19 protein-coding genes are annotated in these 22,761 nt (G+C 42.8%); 13 read left to right on the top strand and 6 right to left on the bottom strand.

Annotation, left to right across the window (positions count from 1 at the left end; genetic code table 11):
* Window positions 1-148: 148 nt before the first annotated feature.
* Window positions 149-586, bottom strand: a complete 438-nt coding sequence (locus AC4E8A_RS12380; protein WP_490193461.1) for a hypothetical protein — start codon at window positions 584-586, stop codon at window positions 149-151.
* 667 nt (window positions 587-1,253) lie between these two features.
* Here AC4E8A_RS12380 and AC4E8A_RS12375 point away from each other — a divergent pair.
* From AC4E8A_RS12375 to AC4E8A_RS12360, 4 genes are all read left to right on the top strand, one after another.
* Complete coding sequence (locus tag AC4E8A_RS12375) at window positions 1,254-2,312, top strand: hypothetical protein (RefSeq protein ID WP_490193460.1); 1,059 nt, start codon at window positions 1,254-1,256, stop codon at window positions 2,310-2,312.
* A 360-nt stretch (window positions 2,313-2,672) separates the two neighbouring features.
* Entirely contained in the window at window positions 2,673-3,773 is a 1,101-nt protein-coding gene (locus AC4E8A_RS12370; protein ID WP_490193459.1) for a metallophosphoesterase, read from the top strand.
* 105 nt (window positions 3,774-3,878) lie between these two features.
* Window positions 3,879-4,022, top strand: coding sequence for a hypothetical protein (locus AC4E8A_RS12365; protein WP_490193458.1), 144 nt, complete (start codon window positions 3,879-3,881; stop codon window positions 4,020-4,022).
* A gap of 143 nt (window positions 4,023-4,165) precedes the next feature.
* On the top strand, window positions 4,166-4,471 hold the full coding sequence (locus tag AC4E8A_RS12360) for a hypothetical protein (RefSeq protein ID WP_490193457.1): 306 nt from the start codon (window positions 4,166-4,168) through the stop codon (window positions 4,469-4,471).
* Between the two features lie 205 nt (window positions 4,472-4,676).
* On the opposite strand, the gene AC4E8A_RS12355 is transcribed toward AC4E8A_RS12360, so the two are convergent.
* Complete coding sequence (locus AC4E8A_RS12355) at window positions 4,677-4,931, bottom strand: hypothetical protein (RefSeq protein ID WP_490193456.1); 255 nt, start codon at window positions 4,929-4,931, stop codon at window positions 4,677-4,679.
* A gap of 122 nt (window positions 4,932-5,053) precedes the next feature.
* On the opposite strand from AC4E8A_RS12355, the gene AC4E8A_RS12350 reads away from it, so the two are divergent.
* Window positions 5,054-5,449 carry a GntR family transcriptional regulator gene (locus AC4E8A_RS12350; protein WP_490193455.1) on the top strand — a complete coding sequence of 132 codons (396 nt, stop codon included), beginning with the start codon at window positions 5,054-5,056 and terminating at the stop codon, window positions 5,447-5,449.
* The gene (locus tag AC4E8A_RS12345) at window positions 5,446-6,555 is read left to right on the top strand and encodes a DUF1648 domain-containing protein (protein ID WP_490193454.1); all 1,110 of its coding nucleotides are present in this window, start codon (window positions 5,446-5,448) and stop codon (window positions 6,553-6,555) included. Before AC4E8A_RS12350 ends, AC4E8A_RS12345 begins: the two co-directional genes overlap by 4 nt.
* A gap of 141 nt (window positions 6,556-6,696) precedes the next feature.
* Here the strand turns inward: AC4E8A_RS12345 and AC4E8A_RS12340 are convergent, their stop codons facing one another.
* Together AC4E8A_RS12340 and AC4E8A_RS12335 are read right to left on the bottom strand one after the other, a co-directional pair.
* On the bottom strand, window positions 6,697-8,391 hold the full coding sequence (locus tag AC4E8A_RS12340) for a DUF2207 domain-containing protein (RefSeq protein WP_490193453.1): 1,695 nt from the start codon (window positions 8,389-8,391) through the stop codon (window positions 6,697-6,699).
* A 764-nt stretch (window positions 8,392-9,155) separates the two neighbouring features.
* Window positions 9,156-10,706: a metal ABC transporter solute-binding protein, Zn/Mn family gene (locus AC4E8A_RS12335; protein ID WP_490193452.1), complete on the bottom strand. Its 1,551-nt coding sequence runs from the start codon at window positions 10,704-10,706 to the stop codon at window positions 9,156-9,158.
* 247 nt (window positions 10,707-10,953) lie between these two features.
* Between AC4E8A_RS12335 and AC4E8A_RS12330 the strand changes: the two genes are divergently transcribed.
* Together AC4E8A_RS12330 and AC4E8A_RS12325 are read left to right on the top strand one after the other, a co-directional pair.
* On the top strand, window positions 10,954-11,103 hold the full coding sequence (locus AC4E8A_RS12330; RefSeq protein WP_490193451.1) for a hypothetical protein: 150 nt from the start codon (window positions 10,954-10,956) through the stop codon (window positions 11,101-11,103).
* 195 nt (window positions 11,104-11,298) lie between these two features.
* A complete protein-coding gene (locus AC4E8A_RS12325) occupies window positions 11,299-12,000 on the top strand; it encodes an SDR family oxidoreductase (protein ID WP_490198857.1) in 702 nt (233 codons plus the stop codon).
* Window positions 12,001-12,152: 152 nt separating this feature from the next.
* Here the strand turns inward: AC4E8A_RS12325 and AC4E8A_RS12320 are convergent, their stop codons facing one another.
* On the bottom strand, window positions 12,153-13,391 hold the full coding sequence (locus AC4E8A_RS12320; protein ID WP_490193450.1) for an NADH:flavin oxidoreductase/NADH oxidase family protein: 1,239 nt from the start codon (window positions 13,389-13,391) through the stop codon (window positions 12,153-12,155).
* Between the two features lie 276 nt (window positions 13,392-13,667).
* Here AC4E8A_RS12320 and AC4E8A_RS12315 point away from each other — a divergent pair, with 276 nt between their 5' ends.
* From AC4E8A_RS12315 to AC4E8A_RS12295, 5 genes are all read left to right on the top strand, one after another.
* Window positions 13,668-14,690 carry a Wadjet anti-phage system protein JetD domain-containing protein gene (locus AC4E8A_RS12315; RefSeq protein ID WP_490193449.1) on the top strand — a complete coding sequence of 341 codons (1,023 nt, stop codon included), beginning with the start codon at window positions 13,668-13,670 and terminating at the stop codon, window positions 14,688-14,690.
* Window positions 14,681-16,195, top strand: a complete 1,515-nt coding sequence (locus tag AC4E8A_RS12310) for a replicative DNA helicase (RefSeq protein WP_490193448.1) — start codon at window positions 14,681-14,683, stop codon at window positions 16,193-16,195. The genes AC4E8A_RS12315 and AC4E8A_RS12310 overlap by 10 nt, the downstream gene beginning before the upstream one ends.
* A complete protein-coding gene (locus tag AC4E8A_RS12305; protein WP_490193447.1) occupies window positions 16,185-16,925 on the top strand; it encodes a DUF6063 family protein in 741 nt (246 codons plus the stop codon). Before AC4E8A_RS12310 ends, AC4E8A_RS12305 begins: the two co-directional genes overlap by 11 nt.
* Complete coding sequence (locus AC4E8A_RS12300) at window positions 16,912-21,321, top strand: coiled-coil domain-containing protein (protein ID WP_490193446.1); 4,410 nt, start codon at window positions 16,912-16,914, stop codon at window positions 21,319-21,321. Before AC4E8A_RS12305 ends, AC4E8A_RS12300 begins: the two co-directional genes overlap by 14 nt.
* Before the next feature lie 285 nt (window positions 21,322-21,606).
* Window positions 21,607-21,807, top strand: a complete 201-nt coding sequence (locus tag AC4E8A_RS12295; RefSeq protein ID WP_490193445.1) for a hypothetical protein — start codon at window positions 21,607-21,609, stop codon at window positions 21,805-21,807.
* Between the two features lie 267 nt (window positions 21,808-22,074).
* On the opposite strand, the gene AC4E8A_RS12290 is transcribed toward AC4E8A_RS12295, so the two are convergent.
* Window positions 22,075-22,545, bottom strand: a complete 471-nt coding sequence (locus tag AC4E8A_RS12290; RefSeq protein ID WP_490193444.1) for a tRNA (cytidine(34)-2'-O)-methyltransferase — start codon at window positions 22,543-22,545, stop codon at window positions 22,075-22,077.
* Window positions 22,546-22,761 lie beyond the last annotated feature (216 nt).

Here is a 22,761-nt window from a genome sequence, read left to right as displayed (position 1 = left end):
TAGAGACTCTTGATTGATGGGTAAGCTAATTTTGTCACGAATTTAACTCAATAGGTGAAATCGAATATAGTAAAAAGAAAGGGATGACTACTGACCCGGTGGCAAAGTGTTAAAGCTGTGAGGAACGGGACAGTAGTCGTCGAATCAATCAAAATACAACATTATGATAAGTGTCATTCAAAAGGTGGTAGTATCGAACAAAAATTACAAGGGCTGCTGCAATGGCAACTCCGTTCAGGGCCAGCGTCCAGCGAAGATATGTTTTTCGCTTCCTTTCCTTTTCCCGCCATTTGTCACTGAAGAGAAGCCAGTATGTCGCTATAAATAGTGCAGCAATAAATAGGCCGACAAAGATTAAGTAGTTAAAGGTGGTCATGTGCCTATCCAACACCTTCAGGCTGTCGTGATCAATGGTAACATCTTGTTTGGTGACAGTAATGGGAGTACCGAATCCTTCATTAATAACGAGCTGATCCTTTTCATTCCACTCGTAGCTCAGGAGCTCAAAACCCAGCATGCCGTAGAGGGAAAGCAGGACTCCCAGGCTGATAAGAAAAGTAATTCCCCACGTAAACTTTTTAGACATTCCCTATTCTCCCTTCTTCTCTAATTCATCCCTTATTATTCCGAATATTCAGAGGATGTCAAATATACTAACAGGAGAAAACGAAACCTGTCCTTTGTATAACCCCTATGAAATGAGAACAGGCTGCCGGCGAAGATGGGGTAAACGGTACATTCATTGGGGCTTCTCGGCTGATTCCTCGCCAACAGGTTCAATTGAAAATACTGAAATCTTTATACACAAGATGACCGAATTGTCCACCTAAGGAATCCAGTTCATAAGTAGTCAAACTAACAGCCGACTTACTGGTGAAGAAGCAAGGGCAATTTGAATCCTCTTGTTGGCTAAAGAGGAAATATTCTTCTTTTACAGAATACTCTAATGTAGAGTATTGCTGCATAGTAATGGGATTTATGGTGCCCATCATGGCAATCGTGCACTCGATATATTACATAGCTCAGATAAGAATAGGTAAGTGAAAGTTTGTATAAATAGACATTGAAAAAGAGATGAGAAAAGGAGAACATGATGAGCAATATAACCCTTATGATTCTATCCATCCTCACCATCCTCGTGGTGCTGGCTTTATATCGCAAGGCAAAAGAAGAGGAATCTTTTTTAATGATAAAATTGGTTGGGTTCACTTTACTGGGGGCATTTTTTCTGGATTGGAACGGGATGGCTTCCGGTGGGTTTTGTCGTCTTTCTCTTGTTTTTTCGAAAGCCTGTGTTCAATAGTGAAGCAAAATTTTATGCAGCGAACTTCGGATTGGCGCTATTCCTGCTTGGCAGTATTTTTATTCCTGGCGTTGAAAAGATGATTTATGAACGGACGCATCCTGTTGATGTACTGGATGCCAATTTTTATAGTGGAAGTTTGGCAGGGGAAGTAGAGCATGTGAAGGAAGAGTTTGACATGGAGGGTAACACCGTAGAGTTGCGGGGTCTGGATATGACAATTCAACAGGATGGAACGTATACCTACCTGAGCATGGGGCTGGCTGAACGGACACATGAAGGGATCGTTAACTATTCCATTGACCTTTCCCAAGATCGAAAAAGTCTGAATGTATCAAGATATAAAGTGAAGGAAGAGGATGAGGCGTACATGCATGATTACATGTTTACAGATGCAGGACTCGTCCTGGCTAACCTCGATCTCATCAGCAAGTCCATGCTTGACTTTGAAGGGAAAAAATTTTTTCAATTCAGGACAGATGGACAGAGGGTGGCCTATGAAGCTAAAGGCGATAAAAACTATCAAATAAATACGCTAGGCAAAAGAAAAGTTGAAAACGATCAGCTGCCGGTGAAAGCGATTGTGGTTGATGTGTGCGGAAGCAAGGAAGTGCACGAGCACCGGTATCCTTTCAAGTGTGGATCTGATGAACACTTCCTGTTGGACATGGTGAATGATGAAATCGCATTGCACCAATCCATGGTACTGGATGTGGCCGGACAGCAGTCTTCCGAAATCGATGAATGGATCACTGCGCATACAGGGGACTCCATTGGATACGAGAAAAATGGAGCGTTCATTCTCATTAAAGATGCTCGGGTAGAAAAGGTGAAGGAGTCAGAATATATAAAAGTGCTAAAAGAGACACCCATGAAAAGCATCTCCCATAACCAGCAGGAAAACATATGGGACGTTAAAATCGAAAATCCTTATGGAGATGGCCCTCACACCATGGAGTTCAAGTTGAATGGTGAAACACGGGAAGTAACTGATTTGGATTTCCGTTAAAGCAAGGGACGGTTTCAATTTCATAGTGAAACTGTCTTTTTTCTGTACATAAAAAGGAGCCTTGATAACTGCAAGCCGGAACCTTCAAGAACCCGTACACGTCTATAGATATAAACGAGTTAAAAGAGTAAAATTGAAGGGTAAGTAAAAGAGCTTGACTGCGCCAGACCTACTATCAGATCTGACTGTCTGGCGATGGCCAATGAGATCTGATGTACTGAAAATCTGGAATCAGTTGTATAAGTTTATTCATTTCCTTTTTTATAATTGGCCGGGGGTGCATTTGTTCATATTGAATAGCAACAAAGATTACGAAAAAAGCTTAAATAAAACACTAGAAAAGGAGCATGGAGAATACATATGTTCATTCTCGTTTTGATTATCTCGTTCCTGCTTTATGGCGGCCTCGTCTACTATGTCGGCTGGCGGGGGCTGCACTGGCTGCGCCCGGAGTCATCGAGCAGGCGTTTCAAGATCCTCTATAGCATGGTCGTGGTGCTCGCTGCCACATCGTTTATTGTCGGGCGCATGACCGGACTCACCTTTATCAATATCATCGGCGCGTATTGGATGGCCTGTTTCTACTTGCTCCTGCTGCTTGTTCCGCTTGCCCATGTAACGGTCATCCTTCTCCGGCTCACCAAACTGCCAAGGCACCGGACGCAGAAGGGAGCCGGGTACATTACGCTGGGTCTGCTGATCTTCTTTATGGCATATGGGAGTTATAACGCATTCAGCCCAGTTATCCGGGACTATGAGATCCAAATCGAAAAAGGTTCTTCTTCGCTCGATTCCCTTCACATAGTAATGGCGGCCGATATGCACTTTGGCCTGCTGTCTGGGAAGAATCATGCAGAAAGATTCGTTAAGGAAGCCAACGCACTCAAGCCGGACGTGATCCTGCTGCCCGGCGATCTCTTCGACGATGATGTTCAGCCATTCCTGGACCAGAAGATTGACAGGGTTTTATCCAAGCTGCATGCACCACTTGGCGTTTATGCATCACTCGGTAATCACGACCGGCATGAAGGCACAATGCAGGAACTAATTACAGCGTTGGAGAGCAGCGGGATCACCGTTCTCTATGACGAAACGATGGATGTTCATGGACAATTCACGCTGATCGGACGCAAAGACCGCATCGACAGTGACCGGCTTCCTTTTCATTCACTTATCGAGGATCTCGAATCTGAAAAACCACTCCTTTTAATGGATCATCAGCCATATGAACTGGATCTCGCTCAGCAGCAAGGCATTGACCTGATGGTGTCCGGCCATACCCACCGCGGGCAGATATTCCCCGGCAACCTGGTTACGGACGCCATCTACGAAAATGATTGGGGCCATCTGCAAAAGGAACAAATGCATAGCATCGTCACATCCGGTTTCGGGTTTTGGGGACCGCCGATCCGGATCGGCACCCGTTCTGAAATAGTCAGTATTCATGTTCAGTTCCAATAGCAAGCGCCACTATAAGAGGACGGGCCGTGCTGTTGAGGTAAAAAAAAGGAGCATTCCATTGAGAATAATAGAATAGTGTTCAGTTATCAGGGAAGGAAAGTTCTTATGAAAAAAACAAGTAAAAGAGTACTATACATCCTCGGCGGAATCACTATGTTGTTCTTGTTAGCGGCTTTAGTTTTCAAAATGAACGGAATTCTTAAAGATAAGAGCAAGACGAGGCAGTTAGACAAACACAACAGTATTTAGCTGAAACCTACCAGGAGCTAAATGATGAAATCCATTCGATTTCGTCGTCCACTGACTTTTAACATTATGGGTACTTTGAACATGCAGTCACCGTTCAAAACGTGGATACAAATGACACCTTTATAGTATATTATGATAAAAAAATGAAGCGAATGGAAGATTCCATCATCATTGAAAAACAAGAGGACCATCTGGAACATGAAATAACACCCAAAATTGAAAAATATATAGAAGGACATTTTGGCGATACCAGATATATTTACGTGACGTACGACATAGCAGCAGGAAAGCCCATGGTCGTTGTCATGTTTAATAAAAATCATAAGGCTATCACCCAAACTGAATTCGCTGCATTTATTACATATCTAAAAGAAACAGTGGGTCTCAAACACGCAAACGTCATCGTTGATTATTGGACCAGCGGGTTGTCCTTTAATAGGGATTTTTAGATTTCTGAGAAATATGCTGTTTATTCTCTACAGGTTACGTAGTTCCTTTGTTGGGCCATGGGCAGGCAGCTTAGAGTTGGATAGGGTGCCGCAAGAAGCGCTCATAAGCTCAGTTTTGAAGAGAAAATCAGAGTAGGGTACCTCATAAAGGGTTCATAAACCCAGTTTTGAAGAGAAAAGTAAATTAAGGTGTCGCATGAAGCGCTCATAAGCCCAATTTTAAAAAGAAAATCAGATTAGGATGTCCCATGAACGCACTATAAGCCGAATTTTGAAGAGAAAAGTGATTATAGTTGTTACAAATAATAAAAGGAATGACCGGTATGATAGTAAGACAGGAGAAAACAGTAAAAAAGGCGTGTAAACTGGCAACAGTTTGCGCGCCTTTTTCGAGTGGCGGTTTATGTGAGACGCCGTTACTCAGAGATTCCACCTGGCTAAATGCATCACCTAGTCCCATTCACACCCCCTTTTCCTAAATTCCACCATCAAATTTTTAAAAATGATTGACCAGGAATGAATATCTGTTGTATTATATGTATAACAGATAGAACGACGAAGAAGAAATGAGTGTGAATTATCATGTTAATAAACCTTGATTTAGAATCAGATGAACCGATTTACACCCAATTGAAGCATCAAATTATTGCAGGTATGGCGAAGGGGGAGCTTAAGCCGGGTGATGGCTTGCCTTCCGTAAGATCAATGGCCGCAGATATTGGAATCAATCTGCATACAGTGAACAAAGCCTATCAGCAGCTAAAGCAGGAAGGCTTCATATTGATCCACCGCCAAAAAGGGGTAGTGGTAAATCCAGATGGAGTTCAGGGAGCCGATGAGGACTATAGAAAAAAATTAATGAAAACCTTACATCCCGTAATTGCTGAATCGGTTTGCCGCGGCCTGGACGAAGAAGAATTTTTACAATTGTGCAGCCGTGTATTTAAAGAATTTTCAAAAGGGGAGCGGGGTAAATGAATACAGTCTATATTTTATTGTTGGTGATCATGGTTCCTGTATATCTTTCGATGATGTTCATTCCTTATTGGACGAGGAGAACGGAAAGCTTCGGGGTTTCCATCCCGGAGGACGTTTATGCAACCAAAGAGTTAAGGGGCATGCGTAAGCAATATGTGTTGGTTACAGCCGTTCTGAGTATTGCTGTTACCATTCTTTTTCTATTACTAGGTCCTTCTTTCGCTGGTGATGAGCAAAGGATCAGTATACTTTTCAGCGGAGTCGCCTTCGGTTATATTGTTCTTAGCTTTCTGATTTATCTTGTGTTTCATCGTAAAATGAAGGGACTAAAACTGGCATATAATTGGTCAGGAGATAAGTCACAGCTTGTTGTTGTTGATACAGCTTTTCGCAAGCAAAAACTCACCTATTCCAATCTATGGTTCATCCTGCCGTTTTTAATTGTGCTGGGGACTGTCTTGATTACATTTCAAAATTATCAATCTATGCCTGAACAGATTCCGACAAAATATAATTTTGACGGGGAAGTGACCAACTGGGTAGATAAATCCTATCGATCCGTCTTGGTGATGCCGATCTTGCAAGTATATTTAACATTGCTCTTTATATTGATCAATACGATAATTGCCAAGGCAAAGCAACAAGTGAGTGCTGAAAATCCCGAAGAATCGATGTACAAAAATGTGGTTTTCAGAAGAAGATGGTCTGCGTATATCATTATTACAGGAACCGCAGTCGTTTTATTATTCGCATTCATTCAGCTTTCCACTATATATCCCATTGACACTGGATTAATGACGACTGTTCCGCTACTCTTCACGATTGGACTCGTGTTGGGGTCTGTCTTCTTATCAATCACCACGGGTCAAGGCGGCAGCCGGCTGAAAACAGCAGCAACCGGAGCCAATGGGGCTGTCATTGACCGTGATGATGACCGGTATTGGAAATTAGGCGTGTTTTATGTCAATCCAAATGATCCATCATTATTCCTGGAAAAACGATTTGGAGTAGGCTGGACTATAAATTTAGCACGGCCAATGGCGTGGACTATTCTTCTAGTGATCATTGGATTGGCCATTGGGATTCCATTCTTACTTAGTATGTGAGGAAGTAGAGGACGTGGACAATATGAACACTAGTAGCTTTTACTCTGGTGAGAATACAATGGCTAACCAAAAAGGAACCTGGGAATAAATCTCCAGGTTCCTTTTTTGACGTATTGAATGCAGCAGGTTTTTCGAAACATTTTAAAAGGCTCCTGAACCGCCGCCACCGCCTCCGACACCAGAGCCGCCGCCAGGTATGGAATTTCCTCCGGTTCCGGCGGAGACGGTTTGTTCTGCGTTGTTGAAACTGTTTGTCATCATGCTTGCAATAATCATGAGCATAACCAGGTCACTGGATGAAGTGGTGAACGAGTCGTGTGCAGTTGGTTTTCCTCCCGCAAGTTTTTCATTTTTATTCAGCATGTTCTTATCATTCATGCCAATGGCGTAGATGAAGGCTTGCATTTGCTCATCACTCATCCATTCGTTCCATCGGTCAATTTCGATCGTATGATAGTTGGAACTGAAGTTCTTCCATTGGTACTTCATTTGTGCGCCTTTAAGTGTCCTAGGATGGTAGAAAACGGCAATGACAAGAAAGAAACTGCCCAGAAGAAGTGTAAAGAACATCCACATCGGTAAATCATACACACCAAACAGAATAGTGAACGGAATGAGCAGCAATCCGCTGATGGCAACGGTCCAGCGCAAGCCGACTTTTTTCTCGACTAAGGTATGTTGCTTTATCTCTGTTTTTACAGCTGCAACCCAATTCATAAATTCCTCGTGATAGGCTTGTTGATTTTCCGTATCCTCTACATACTCATCAAGTGCATCAACCGTGAAGGTTCCATCTTTTCCGACTTTATAGAAAAGCCATTGGATTAAAAGCTTTTCGTGGTGATGATCGGTCGTGTCTTTGAGTACGACAAATTCATTTTCATTCTTTCGTGAAACGTAGCCTTTTCTGACCAAGTCCAATAACGCTGCGGAAAGCAGATCTCCATTAGCGGCCATATGTTTCATGTGGAGAATGGTTGCCGGAAGACTCATCTCTTTCTCTGGTAAATGAGCGTGATGACCAGCCTTACGCTGGGCCTCCCAAAGGATCGCTCGTTTTCTTCTCCAGGCCCAGACCAAAAGTAACGTTAAGTACAGGGCAAATATACCAACGACATAAGGGGCAATACTGCTTAACGTGTCTTTTCGATCATTATATGCCTCCATCTTTTCCTCGTAGGCGGCGAGCTCATCCTGGATTTCCCCTCTGATCGTTTTCCCCTCTATTATAGTGGCACCAGGAAACAGGGACGAATCGTAAGCGGCCCGGATGTCTCCATTTTCGCCGCTGTCCACCTCTCCCATCGCAAAATGGACAATGCCGCCTCCTGAAATTGAAACAGATCCTTCCGCCTCATCGTAGCCAATGGCATAAACGTCATCGGTCGGCTGAGGGGGGTGTACATAGATGTCCATATTCTCATAAGTGGATTCGTTGCTGCTGTCAAAAAACGGCCAGTAAAACTGCCCTAAATCCGAATAGACTTCCATTCCGTTTTGAATCGTATAGGAAAGTTCAATGGTGACCGTTTCATCAGAGCCAGTCCGGTGAATTTTATAAAGATTTCCCTCTTGCTCCACCTGTAAAGGCTTGTTATCTTCAAATGCCTGAAGGTTTTGTATATCGGTCTCCTCTTTAGGAATCAGTGTACGGCTGATGCCGTTAAAATCGCCGTCAAATTGGTAAGTATGCTGTTCCTTGACCTGCACATCCCCATCTTCCTGTAAGAATGCCTCAATCTGCGTATCATCAATAGTAAAATCCACAGCCAAAGCTGTAACAGGGATTAATAATAAAGAAAAAAGAAAGGTCAGCACAATCGCCCAGTTTTTCATAATCTCAACTCCTCTTCTATGTAATACGGAATACAAAGGATAAAAGTTTCATGTTACATTCAGGAATACAAGTATAGAGGGTTAATGGAATGGCAAAGGGGAGGGAAGGTACGTACGAAAAGAAACAGAAGAGCATCATTTGTGGGAGCAACCTGATATTTCAAAGGTTGTCTTATAAATAGTTTTCATCGTAATCATATGAGATGTTATCCGAGCTTCCTGCAATGATGGGCGGCAATGCCTCGCTAGGCAATCATGACAGAAATGATGGCCCAACAGAGGAACGGAACGTTGTATCAACTTCTAAAAACAAAGGCGGAGATTTGGCAGGAAAACTGCTTTTCTTTTAGTTCCGCGGTTGATCAGGTGTTAAGAAGCATGAGTGCTGAATACGTTATAGGGTCATCACTTATTAGATAGGGGGGGGGGTAGAACTGATCGTCCTAGCTGATACGGTACATGCAATGTCCATTTTCCTGCTTATCATTAGTTCTGCATTTTATCTATGGCATATATCCAAGGCTAAAAAACAAAGAAAACTGAAAACGTTTGAGTTTGCCATGTACATTATGATTCAAACCGCATTCGGTCTTATTGCCATAAATTTGTTGTTATATGTCTTTTTTGTCTGATGAAGTGGCTTGGGGTAGAGAGAGCATTAGTTATCTTCAAAACGAATACAAAATTTAGAAAAATCCGGTGCCCCAAAGCAGTGGCACCGGATTTCACCTTATTAGACCTGCACTTGGCTTATGGAAGGATGATCAATGCATCATCATTTCATGAGCAATCTCTTGGCCGCTAAGGTCAGAAGGGTAATAGGTTGGCCAGTTAGTAACTTCATTCAGCAGGGCTTCCCGGTCATCTCCCCAATACAAGTGATAATGATAGGAATCGGTTGGGGCAATACTGTGATCGCTAAACTGGATATAGCTTGGCATATTTCCTTCCTGCTCATCAGCAAGCTTGAAGATAAAGCGTACTCCACGGTTGCCAGCTTCATAGTTTAGAATTTCATACCCGTCATATACATAGCTTCCAGACGATTTCTTTCCATCTTCATAGAATGTGAACGTATCTCCATCAATAATGATGCGCTCGACGCCAGTTTTGTATCCGATTGTATAGTATTCTTTATATTCTTCTGCCGTCTTATCTCCGTCTTCTGCTTTGTGGGCAAATACTTCATCGAGGGAGCCATCCAGTAAATAAGGGTAAACGGATTGCCAGTCGCCTTCCCAGTCAGATAACTCTCGGTCCTTAATTTGATCATCTTCAAAGTACCCATTATGAATCTTCTGCGCTTCTTCATCCAATTCATGACTGTGATCATGGTCGTGTTCTTCCGGTTCTATAGCAGGTGCCTGTTCCAATGCTGTAAGCAGCTGTGCCAGGTTCTGTCTCATCAGAGTAAAATAATCTTCATCTTTTTCAATATCTTCATCTGTCAGGACAGAAAGGTTATGGAGCCTTAGTGTTTCTGCGCCTATTTCTTCCCTTACGACTTCAGCTATTTTCGTCGTAATGTTCTGTTCAAAAAAGACATGTGTCAATCCATATTCTTTCGCTGTCTCCACAAGTGTCTGCAGTTCTTTCTGGGACGGTTCCTGTGTCGGGCTCAAACCGGTCACAGCAATCTGATGTATACCGTACGCTTCTTCCCAATAACCATATGCTGCATGAGAGACGATAAAGTGATTGCCTGAAGCGGCTTCCAGCTCCGTGGCAAACTCCTGATGGAGCTCTTCAAGATCCCTTTTGAGAGTTTCAAAGTTTTCATTAAAAAGTGTCGCTTGTTCAGGTTTCATTTCTACTAATACATCTTTAATGTTCTCCGCTAACTGAATTGAGCGGATTGGATCCAGCCACACGTGTGGATCATAATCTCCATGGTCATGATCATGTCCTTCTCCGTGATCGTGGTCATGGGCTCCTTCACTGAGCTCAATCCCTTCAGCTGCTTCAATAACTTTCACATCTTCAGCCTCCACAGCCTCAGCGATTTTTTCAGCATACGCCTCAAGCCCGGCGCCGTTCATGATAAACGCATCCGCTTCAGCAATCGACATGACATCTTTAGAAGTGGGCTCATATGTATGTGAATCTGATCCTGGCGGTAAAATGGATTCAACGTCCGCTTCTTCACCTGCAATCCTCTCTGCAAAAAATTGAAGGGGATAGACCGTCGTGAAAATTTTCACCGGCTCACTTGAAGACGAACCCTGTTCTTCACTGTTCATCTCCTCTTTTTCTCCACATGCAGCAAGGGTAAAGACGACGAATAAACTAAATAAAACCAACCATTTTTTCTTCATATGTATCCTCCTTTTGATTTCTCATAAAGTAATATATCGTAATTATTACGATTTGTAAATAGTAATGATTTTGATTTATTGAAAAAAGTTGACTATTTTTTTGTGGACAGAAGGAGCTGGTGAAATTTTTTTGCGCTTATTTTTCTGAAGGACGCAACCGAACAGGATTTGTTCCGCTTATATGGAATAAAAAAGGATGGGTGCAGTATATGACTTTGAGAGATAAACCAATAGAGGGGCTTTTGGTATGGAAGAGGAACTTAAAGAAATGATCCAGAACGAAGAGGATTCATCTTACTATCCGTTCATAAATGGTTATGAAACTCTTTATAAGAATATAAGCAGGGATTCGGACTCTGGGTATCAAACGTGGATTGGAATGATGCAGGATTATTGAACTGCTCATCCAGAATAGATGCCTGAAGAGGGAGAACAGACAGCGAAGATATTTCTGTTGAGTGAAAAATTTGGCCAGGAAAAGAGAATGGTATATTTATCACATCAAAATAGTGTATACTGCAGCCTGAACAAAGCCATTCATTAGGACGAGGAACCCTCCGTCCCGTAAAGAACAACAGATCGATTATGCTTGATGATTTCCAGCAGCTGCTCTGCCATAGGGGCGAAAGTGGTCGTTTCTGACATTAACAAGGAAGAAGCCAACGCGGCAGTAGAGGAAATCAGATCAACTGGCGGTGAAGCGGTTGCGATAGCAGCGAATGTCGCCAAGGAAGAGGATATCCAAAACCTGATCGATCAAACGGTCGATACGTATGGGGCATTGGATATCCTGGTAAACAACGCAGGAATCATGGACAACTTCGAACCTGCCGGTGATATCGTCGATGGTAACTGGGAGAGGATCTTTGCCGTCAATACAATAAGTGTCATGCGTGCAACACGCAAAGCGCTGCCGATCTTTCTGGAAAAAGAATCAGGCGTCATCATCAACATCGCATCAGCCGGCTGCCATTATGGCGAAAGGGCAGGGGCAGCATATACAGCTTCCAAACATGCTGTGGTCGGCTTCACAAAGAACACCGGTTTCATGTATGCCGGCAAAGGGATCCGCTGCAACGCAATCGCGCCTGGCGGAGTGGAAACGTACATCCAATCTTCCATGACAGACATCAATCAATCCGGAATGGAACGCATCAAACCGGGATTGGCCATCAACCCCCGTGTCGGGAGGCCTGAAGAGATCGCGAACATTGCGCTTTTCCTTGCTTCCGAAGAATGCAGCTTCGTCAATGGACCCGTCATTACCGGGGATGCAAGCTGGACAGACTACTGATCTTAAAGGGTAAAATGAATCCGCCGAGACGAGGTCTTGGCGGTTTTCATTGAAATTGGCTGACTAAATACCAGATGCAGTGGATGAAAAACAATTAAGCCCACACTTTAATGGCAGCCCTGCTTCTGGAGGGGAAAGTAAAACCGTCCTTCCTACCCACGCCGTTTTTTGAAAACGGAAGTCCCATTGGTAATGAGGGTTTGCACTAACGCCAGCCAGACACTATGGCCGGGTTTGGGAGGTTTTCCATTTCCCATTCGTGCCAGCTGCTGCTCATACCAGACAATCTCTAACATTCCGGCAGATTGATCGAGCCAATTCAAGCCTGTTTTCATCGGTTTTAACTGGATTGTTTCGTAGGTTCCCTGCCATATTTGATTCGGCAGGTCAGGGATCAAGGCAAGGGGCTTGGCGATACCGACCATATCAATAGCTCCTTGGGCAACTGCGTCCGTCATCGCCTTCTCAGAACGAAAGCCTCCAGTGACGACCAATGGGGTAGAAACGATGTCTCTTACCTTTGCAGCGAATTCCAGAAAATAGGCTTCCCGTTTCTTGGTGCTTTCTTTGACATTCGCCCCCTGCATTGCAGGATTCTCATAATTTCCCCCTGAGATTTCGATAAGATCAATGCCCGCGTCAGCCAGGCAGCGAATGACCTCCAAAGATTCCTCTTCAGTGAACCCGCCTCGCTGGAAATCTGCAGAATTCAACTTGATTCCGATTGGGAAATCTTCACCGGTTTGTTTACGAATTTCAAGATAAACTTCCATTAAAAACCTCATTCGATTCTCCAAAGAGCCGCCCCATTCATCACTGCGCCGGTTATGATAGGGAGATAAAAACTGGCTGATGAGATAACCGTGGGCACCATGGATCTGCACACCGGTAAATCCGGCCATTTGAGCAACCTTGGCCCCGTTCCCAAACCGTGTGATCAACTCCTGAATTTCCTCTACGGAAAGAGCCCTCGGTTCATTAAAGAACTTTTTTAGATTGCCGGAAAGAGGTAGGGCACTTGGAGCCACAGGTTTCTTGGACAGGGTTCTCGGTGACTGCTTGCCAGGATGATTTAACTGCATCCACAGATGAGTACCATTCTTCGTCCCAGCCTTGGCCCATTTACTGAGCATCTCGATATCTCTTTCATCCTCGATCACAACATTCCCCGATTCACCAAGAGCACTTCTGTCGATCATGACATTTCCTGTCACAACAAGTCCTGTGCCTCCGACAGCCCAGGTGTTGTATAAGGTGACAAGAGCAGGAGAAGAGTCGTGATCCTTTGTTCCAAGAGCTTCACTCATCGCAGATTTTAAAAAACGGTTTTTTATGATGCTTCCATTAGGAAGAGTTAACGGTTCTGATAGGGGATGTGCGTTGTTTGCCACTTGTGATTCACCTCTGTATTTTTTAATCCTTTCCTTATTATTAAGGCTGAAGAAGGTGTAAATCAACTTTGTACACTTGATTAAAAGGGGAGAAGTTAAAACGGTGGATTATAGCGTATTCCTTGGCAGGGATAAGGGACCTGTTTCCACGGCTTCACTCCATACCTATACTATTACAATTTCCTAAACTGCCATTTTATCAATTCCCTACTGACGAACCAAAGCAACTCTAGTAAAATAATAGTAAAAGATTGTCATTTTTTGAGGAGAGATGTTATGAGGGATCAAGTGATCGAGAAACTTTTAAAATATATGAAGAAAACCATAACCATCGAAGAATTAGAAACAAGTTTTTCCGGTCATACAATGTCTTATGAAGAATTTGCAGAGCTTGTGCTTTCCTTTGAAGAGGCAGGGGTGTTAGAAATGGTAAAATCAAAGGGGCGAAATTCTCGAAAACCATCAGTAGCTTATACATACCGAATTCAAAAGCAACGACTGAAACAAGAACTTCATGAAGAAATAAAGCATCATCGTCTTCACCTGCATCCTTCTATTAAATTAGATTCCTATTTTGGTCTAGACCCTTCACAGTGGAAAAAAGACCTCTCCTATTTACAATCCATACATAAGTATATAGAAACTTATGGTTTTCCCAAAAATGAAGTGCCGGCTCCGGAACGAAGTGTTGAGCTGGTTGGAGACGAGAAATGGATTACAGAAGGACAAGGAAAAGAACTTCTTGAGCGAGTTGCATTATGGGAAGCGATGAAGGTTATTCCTGTGTCAGATCCGTTAATGTTTGCCGTGAATCCAACGGTACTTGCTACACAGAAACTATACAAACACTTAATTGTAGAAAATAAAACAACGTATCAAGCGCTTGTAGATGCACTTTCTGAAACGCAGTTTTGTACTCTTATCTATGGAAGTGGAAACAAGATTATTAGAAGCATTGAACAATTTGAACGACAGCTTCCCATTCCAAATGCTATCCACATGTTCTATTATTTCGGAGACATTGACCGATCAGGAATGTTTATATGGGAGCGGCTCAATGAAAAGCAACACGTCAAGCCAGCTTTGCCCTTTTACCATGCATGCTTGAACAAGCCATCGTTGGTAGGGAAAACAAATCAACGAATGGATGAGACAGCGGTTGAAGCATTTCTATCATTTTTTTCAAAGGAAGAACGAACAAGGATTCAATCGGTTATAGAGCGGGGACATTATTACCCGCAGGAAGTGTTAAAAACACGTGAATTGCAGGATATATGGAGGACGGCCGAATGGAACTGAATGAAATTTCAGACATCACGAGTGGGTTTCGCGAACGGATGCGCCGCCTGGCTTTATTTGACCCTTTATATGAACTAGACCGAAAAAAAGTAAAGGATCAGCAGGATATGTCTATAGATATGAAAGGGCTCGGCTTATTGACACTCTTGTTCTTTTTTGAACAAAAGATCATGCGGAACCATAAGGTCGGAACAAAGGACCTGGCCATTTTTTTGCGGAGACTAACGGAACGTCAATATGTACTGGATGGACAGGCGTGTGAAGACATTGCCTCGACCATTATCCAAACCTTCCGTCCGACTACAGGAAAAAAACGGACTTATGCCTTTCATGACTGGGAAACGTTGGGGGAAGGAGAACTGGAATATTCACTTCTAAAAGCCAAGGCTTTTGATTCTAAAACAAACACCCAGTACTATACGCTTGATGAGGATGGATTAGAGCTCGTATTCGCAACGAAGGAATTTTATAGTGAATTCCAGCTTTCCATTAATCAGTTGATGCTTCGTAAGCAGCTGGAAAAAGGCGAGTTCCGGGGAGCACTGCGTCAAATAAACGAAATGCGAATAGATGTTGAGTCTCTTAATGAGCGAATGATAAAGCTCCGTCATGAGATCCAACGCAGCATCGTCTCTGAGGAAACCTTTGAACGATACAAGGTACTACTACAAGATATTCATACAAGACTGGAAAGAGAAAATGAAGAATTTTCAGAGCTGAGGCAATTTGTAAAAGAAACCAAGGATCGTCTATACGAAAAGGATTATCATCAAAAAGAAACGAAGATGTATGCCTATGTACTCGAGATCACCAATCAGCTTGAAGAGGTACACTACGAACACTCAAGGCTGCTCGAACAAAGTATTGAGTTGAAAAATCACACACTTAAAGCTGCACAAGAATCACTTTATTATACGGGGATTGAGGCGTTCAACTTCGAACAGGATATTAATGCCAGATTAATTGGAACGCCGCTTCCATTAGAAGCAATGAAAGGATTGCTTCACCCATTTCTCCATGTACAACAGGTTGAGCAGTGGTCGCCCCTGACCGTCTTTGCCGAACAAAACATTCGTGAGGACCGTGAAGAATCCGTGGATTATGGGTTTATGGAGATTGGACATCAAAGTGAAAATGATTACCAGGAACGGCTGCGGAAAAACTATGGAGCAATTATGAAAATCGTGTTGTCTGCACTTGATGAAGGCTGCTATGATCTTGCTAGTATAATAGAATTTTTACGAGTGACCAAGAAGACAGAGGTTCTCGATCAGCGTTTTTTCTACGATTTTTGGATCACGCTGCACCAACGCGCTCCGTTTGTTTCCGGTCAAATAAAGCGAGAAGGAGACGAGCAGCAGCACAGTATGGATGATGCTCTGAAACAACTCGGAAATCGGACGCTGCAGGTAAAAGAAAAACCAGACACGATACAGGTGACAGACCGATTTTCGATTCAGAATATGGAGATTGCAATAGAGGAGGGCTTACCGGATGAATTATAGTGAAAGCAAAGTCATGCAGGCATTTGAGCTGTATACGCTATTGGCTCGTGAGGGTCAGGCAGAGGAGGAGGCACTTTCTTTATATATCGCGGATGATGCGATTCGCGGTTTAGTGGATGGTTTTGCTTACCGTGTAGATTGTGTTGTTATACGTGCGGGTGACAAGATCTATATGATTCCGAAGACAAAGCTGTCGCCTTTTCATGTGAACAATGACTTTATCAAGCGAACCTATTTAAAATCAGGAGCAACAAATGCTGATATTTATTTGCTTTATTTCTCGACGATTATTTTGTTCGGAGCCTTTTATGATAGTTATCAAACACTCGAACCGACAAGGGAGTTCATCAGTATTGATGACTGGACCCGACTCGTAAATGACCAAATCCATGTCCTGATGGAGCATGATGAAGAGGAACTTCGTGCCCGGGAACAGGGATTTTCTTACAACTGGAAGCAGGTTATTGAGAAATGGGACGATATGAATGATATAAAAGAAACGGCGAAAAAGCAGAGCGGCAATACAATCAGCCGTTTAAGCTTCATGGATACAGCCAAACGATTTTTAATCGATCAAGGCTTGATTGAAGAGATAGGAAACAATGAAGTCATTTTAACGGAAAAAGCGAAAACGATCGTGCAGCGCTTTTTTATGGAAGTTGAATACAACAAAGGCATCCTTGAGTTTATCTATCAATGGGAGGAGGAGGACGAGCATGCCATCGATTAGTAAAGTCCGTTTTACCAATGTCTTGTATGAGGATGGGATGAAGCGGTATAATGATGAGATTTTTAGATTTGACGGTTATAATGGCGCGATTCTGCTGGAAAACGGCGGCGGAAAGACCGTCTTTATCCAGACGGCCCTTCAAGCCATCATCCCGCATACAAATCTATCGGACCGTAAAATCAAACAGACCCTGCAGCTGGACAACTACCCTGCACATATTGCGATAGAATGGATCCTTTCAGACAATCCGAGACGGTATTTGGTGACGTGTGTCAGTTTATTTTTAACAAAGGATGGCCTCGGCTCCTACAGGTATGTGTATCCGTATCAGACAGGGGACCGGCACGGGATTGAGGACATTCCGTTTGTCCGCAAAGGCTCAAACCGGCCTTCTGATCGTGGAGAGATTTCCGATTATTATCAAATCATGACACAGCAGTATATGAATGCTCATACTTTCCAGACGATTAAAGCCTTCCAGGAACATATCGAGGAACAGTATCACATCATTGCCAATGAGTGGGAGAGCATCGTGAAAATCAATAGTACCGAAGGCGGCGTTGAAGCCTTCTTTGATGAGTGCAAGCAAACAAATCAACTTTTTGACCGCCTGTTGATTCCAACCGTAGAAGGGGCCATCTCGGGACATAATGAAAATGCCTTTGCTGACACCTTTGAAAAACATCGCTCCAGTTTCAAACTATACAAAGAGCTAAAGGAGCAAATCGAAGAAAACAAAACGATTGAAGAAGAGCTAAATCGCTATGTGGAAACATACGAAGGATTACATGAACACCAGCAAGAATACAACCTGACCAAACAACGCGCCAAGGCGGTCATGAACCTCATCCTCATCCAACAGCAAGCCAGGAGGACGGACCTTGATGAAACCGAAGCAGAGCAGTTGGAATGGGAAAAAGCACAAAGGGATCACCTGAAAAAGGAGCTGTCTTTAAGCATTCAAAGAAAGCAAGCTAGTCTGGACAGCTTGGACGTGGAGCAGCAGGATGCCGAACAGCAGCTCGCAATTGGAAAAGAAGATTATAAGGAAGCAAAAACAAACTTCCACTCCTTGAAATTAGCCCAGCTGAAACAGCAGCACAAGGAAGCAGAAGATCGCCTGGAGTCATTACATAACCAGCTGGACACACTGGATCATGATCTGGATATAGAAGAAATAAAAGACAAGCTCGATGAAAACAGTCAGGAGCTAATGGGGTATTATTCCAACGAGCTGGAAGAAAGCACGAAACGAACGCAAGGGTTCTTGATTGAAAAGCAACCGATTGCTGATCAGATAGAAGATGCGGGTGAAAAGGAAAAAGGAATAAGTAACCAGCTGAAACAAACACAAGGTGCGTTCAACCAAAACCTTGGAATCATTCAGAACCTGGATAAACAAATGAGCCGTATCCAAAATCGGATTCTATCAAACCCTGATCAGGAATCTGTTAGAGGCAGTGCCAAGCAATGGGAAAATCGTCTGGTTTCCCTGGATACTGACATTGTGCAGTTGAAGACAGAAAATAAACAGCTTGAAGGCAAGATTAAAGAAGCGAAGGAACAAAAGGAGTCTGTGCAGAAACAGAAGGAAGAAAAAGACAGTACACACCTCGAACTGGAATTGGAGATAAAACAAATAGAGCAAGCACACGAAAAGGTAAAAGCTGTACTAGGCTCGATAAGACCCCAATGGGCGGTCCATGAGTCAATCTATCTCAAACAGGAATCTATTACACAGCAAATCCGCGATTCCATTCAAAGGATAGAGAAAAACCGAGAAGACCGGTTGCATCGGGAACGAATCGCACACCGGTTCCTGGATGATTACGGCAGTCAGAATCTATTCTTTGCCGATCCGTATCTTGAGAAGCAAATCAAACAATGGAGCAATCAGTTTGATCTTCTGGAAACGGGTGTACAATTTATCCAGTCATTAGAGGAATCCGCCTTAGGGGAAGCAGCAGAGTATCCATTGTGGCCGATGACACTCATTACAACTGAAAATGAACAGAAGCAGCTGAAACAAAAAGTGCGACACTTGAACCAGCATCTGCAATTTCCAATAGAGGTGTTAACGATCGAAGAAGCACGTGCAATCGTCAAAGGGGAGAATCACCCTTCCTCCCCGATCGTTCCCAGTCACTGGACACAGAATCAACAGGAGACAGCCTTCCAAGACTGGAAACAGTCGATGCAGGAGCAGGCAGAGGAAGCAACAAATGCCCGAAAAGAAACCGAAGCCAGGTTGGAAGAATGGAATCGAGGCGCGGAACAACTATCAGCTTTTCTACGAGACTTTCCTTATGGAGGCTATCTTGATCGGAAAGACAGCCTGGTGACGCTCAACCAAGAAATTCAAGAACTTAGGGCAGAGCAAAAAAGACTGCAGACAAACATGAACGAATTTGAGGAGCTGCTCTCTACTCAGAAGTCGCGAATCGATTCCTTTGAAAAAGAACATCAGGGGCTGGAGCGGAAATTAGAGGCAGCTATTGAATATCTCGGCTTGGAAAAAGAAAAGACAGAGCTAAAGAAAATCCAAGATGACCTGACACAGCAAATCAATGAATTTGAACGATCTAAGAGGGGTACTCAACGTCAAATTCAAAGATTACAAGGGGAAAAGGAACGAATTGAAGAGCTGGAAAGAAGCGAACGTTATCATTACACTACGTTGATGGAAGATCCACTATATCTAGAAGTGAAATCGTCCAATCCGAAGTATTCCAGTAAAGCCATTAATGTTCTAAAAGGAGAACGCAAGGAACTGGAGTTTTCATTACGTAAGCTATCAAGCACCCGTCGTGAAATTCAAGTTCAATTAGAAAGTGCTCAAAAGGATAAAACCAGTTTTCAAAAATCGATGGAAGAAATCGTTTTAGACTATGGTCCATTGAATGAAGACATGCATTTCCCTCCAAACGGAGAAGAACAGATTTCTGCACTCAGAGGGAAAATGAAAGAGTTGGACCTTGTTGTTCAAGAGATAACAAAGCGATTTGATGATGTAAGAGGGAAGAAGCTGAAGCAGGAGCAAGTGGTAGAGCTTGCAATTGATCAATTTAAGAAAGAATTTCAGGGAGAAGAGCCAGATCGGTTTACAGATTCCCTATCAGATGTCGAGGATCAGCTTTTTGAAGAAAAGAACCAGCTTCAGGAAAAGCATGCCTTCTTGATACGTGAACAAAAGCGTTTCAACAAAGAGCTTGATTCCATTACAAATGCTTTCCACGAACTGGACCGATATGAAGAAGCCCACCATTTCAAAGGACCATCAATTGCTGCAACTGTCTTATCTGAAAACGAGGTCCAGGATTTCACTTATGAACGACTCGGCTTTGTGAAGACAGTCACTTCAGAACTGAGACAAGGAAAAGACAAGGTATCGAAAGAGTGGTCCAAGGTTGAACGAGCAAAGGAGATGTTCAAATCTTTTTGTAAAAACAAAATCACGAATGTAAAAATGCAAAAAATGGCGCGGGATGGGATTGAGACAAAACGTACGTACCAAGAAGTCATGGAATTCCAAACCCATATGCAAAAACGCATTCAAACAGCCATTAAATACAATGAAGCCAGTATCAGGGACCATGACAAACAACTCGAGCAATTTGTCAGCCATATCAATAGTCACCTTCGTACGATTGCAGGGGAGCTTGAACTCATTCCGAAAAAAACAAAGGTGAAAGTAGAGGACAAGTGGAAGGAAATCTACAAATTCACCATTCCAGAATGGACAGAGGAAGAAGGCAAAAGCCGCATCCGCAAGCACATAGAATGGATACTGGATCAACTGGAAGCCGAGGGCTTCAGAAATCATGAGGGAAGTGAAGATACTGGAAAGGTCCGGAAAGAGATTGAAACATGGATCCAATCCAAACAACTCCTCCGTGTTGTCATGAACAATGAAATAATGAAGGTGACCTGCCGCAAAGTCACAAACGACAACCAGGTCACAACCCGATCCTACTCATGGGAGCAATCCAATGTCTGGTCCGGCGGCGAAAAATGGAGCAAAAATATGACACTCTTCCTAGGAATCCTCAACTATGTTGCCGAAAAACAAAAGCATATTGAAGCAAACATGAAACGCCACAGAGTGGTGATCATGGATAATCCATTTGGAAAAGCATCCAGTGATCACGTATTAAATCCGGTCTTCTTTATTGCAGAACAACTAGGATTTCAGATCATTGCCCTAACAGCACATGCAGAAGGAAAATTCTTGCGGGATTACTTCCCGGTCATCTATAGCTGCCGCTTACGAAAGGCTGCTGATTCCAATAAGCAGATCATGACAAAGGAAAAGCAGCTGCATCAGGCCTATTTTCAGGATCATGAACCACAGGCACTTAACAGGCTTGGTGAGGTGGAGCAGATGGAGTTGTTTTAGGAGACAAAACAGAAGCAGGGGAAAGGTTCCCTTTGCTTCTGTTTCTGTTTATGGAGAGTTGGCCTGGCCCTCTGTATTTTTAAATCCTTATTTTATTATTAAGGTTGAGGAAGGTGTAAATCAATTTTCTGTACTCGGAGGTCTGGCCACCGAAACCTCTTAAATAGCAAGAGTATTGGATGATTGAAAGAAGTCTAAAAAGTCAAATGGTCCTCTCGTATGATTAGTTTGAAAATCGAAACTTTCCTCCTATTAAACCGTATAAAGTATTGAGGAGGAGAGAAGATGACACATTTAAGACTTAGTTTGTTGTATGGCCTGTATATTTCAGTCATCCTGTGTACTCTTTATTACGGACTACAGTATCAATTTCAACTGGTGGAAGAATCCAAAGAAACATTTACGATCTCAGGAACACTGCACTGGTTTTCGATTGCATTCTCCATTTTCATTGGTGTTTTGTTTGCTATCCCCACTTTATTTTAAAATCTTAATAAAAGTGGAAACTGGAATTATGATTGGATCAGAAGTGCGATAGTTGGTATTCCAACTCTATTTATTACACTGCTGCCAGTTCTTTATTGGATCATACCTGATTATATTCAGTTCCTTCCCAGACAACTATTTTACTTTATCGGTGCAACAGAAATTCTACCCACTGCAACAGGGATATTGTTTGGCTATACACTGATTTCATGTCTCAGGAAAGTTTCTGATTAAGCTCGAAAAAAATCTTCCATACCGGAAGATTTTTTACTTTAAATGAGGATAACCCTGCTGGCGCAGCGCCTCATACACCAGTATAGCGGCTGTATTGGAAAGGTTCAGTGAACGAACATGATCATTCATCGGAATCCTCAAGAAATGGCCTGGATATCTTTCCGGTAAATCTTCCGGTAACCCTGTTGTTTCTTTTCCAAACATAAAGTAATGTTCCTTGGAAGCATCACTGAAATTAAAGGATGAGTGGGTTTTTTCACCATATGTTTCTATATAGTAAAACTCACCATTATTCTTTGAAAAGAAGTCATCCAATGAATCATAATACGTGATGTTTGTAGAATTCCAATGATCAAGTCCTGCACGTTTGATCATTTTTTCATCCGTTGAAAATCCGATTGGACGGATCAAATGCAAAGCGGTATCCGTTGCGGCACAGGTAAGTGCGATATTGCCGGTATTAGCAGGGATTGCCGGTTGATATAGTACAACATGAATGGCCAAGAATGTCACCTCTATCTTTATTTTCCACTTCGAATTATATCATATATGCTGGTATGCCTGCGTGCTGGTATTTCTTTTTCAATACCTATGTACCACTTGCTGCGGAGGTAATGAGATATTTATTAACCGATGTTTTCAGCACAATTGGGAAGGAATTAGAGGGAAATAACGTTAGTAACCGAAATAAGGTACAATACACAAAAAAATGACAGAAGG

The sequence above is a fragment of the Bacillus sp. SRL337 genome (assembly GCF_984799155.1).
This window is presented reverse-complemented; position numbering and strand designations above follow the sequence as displayed.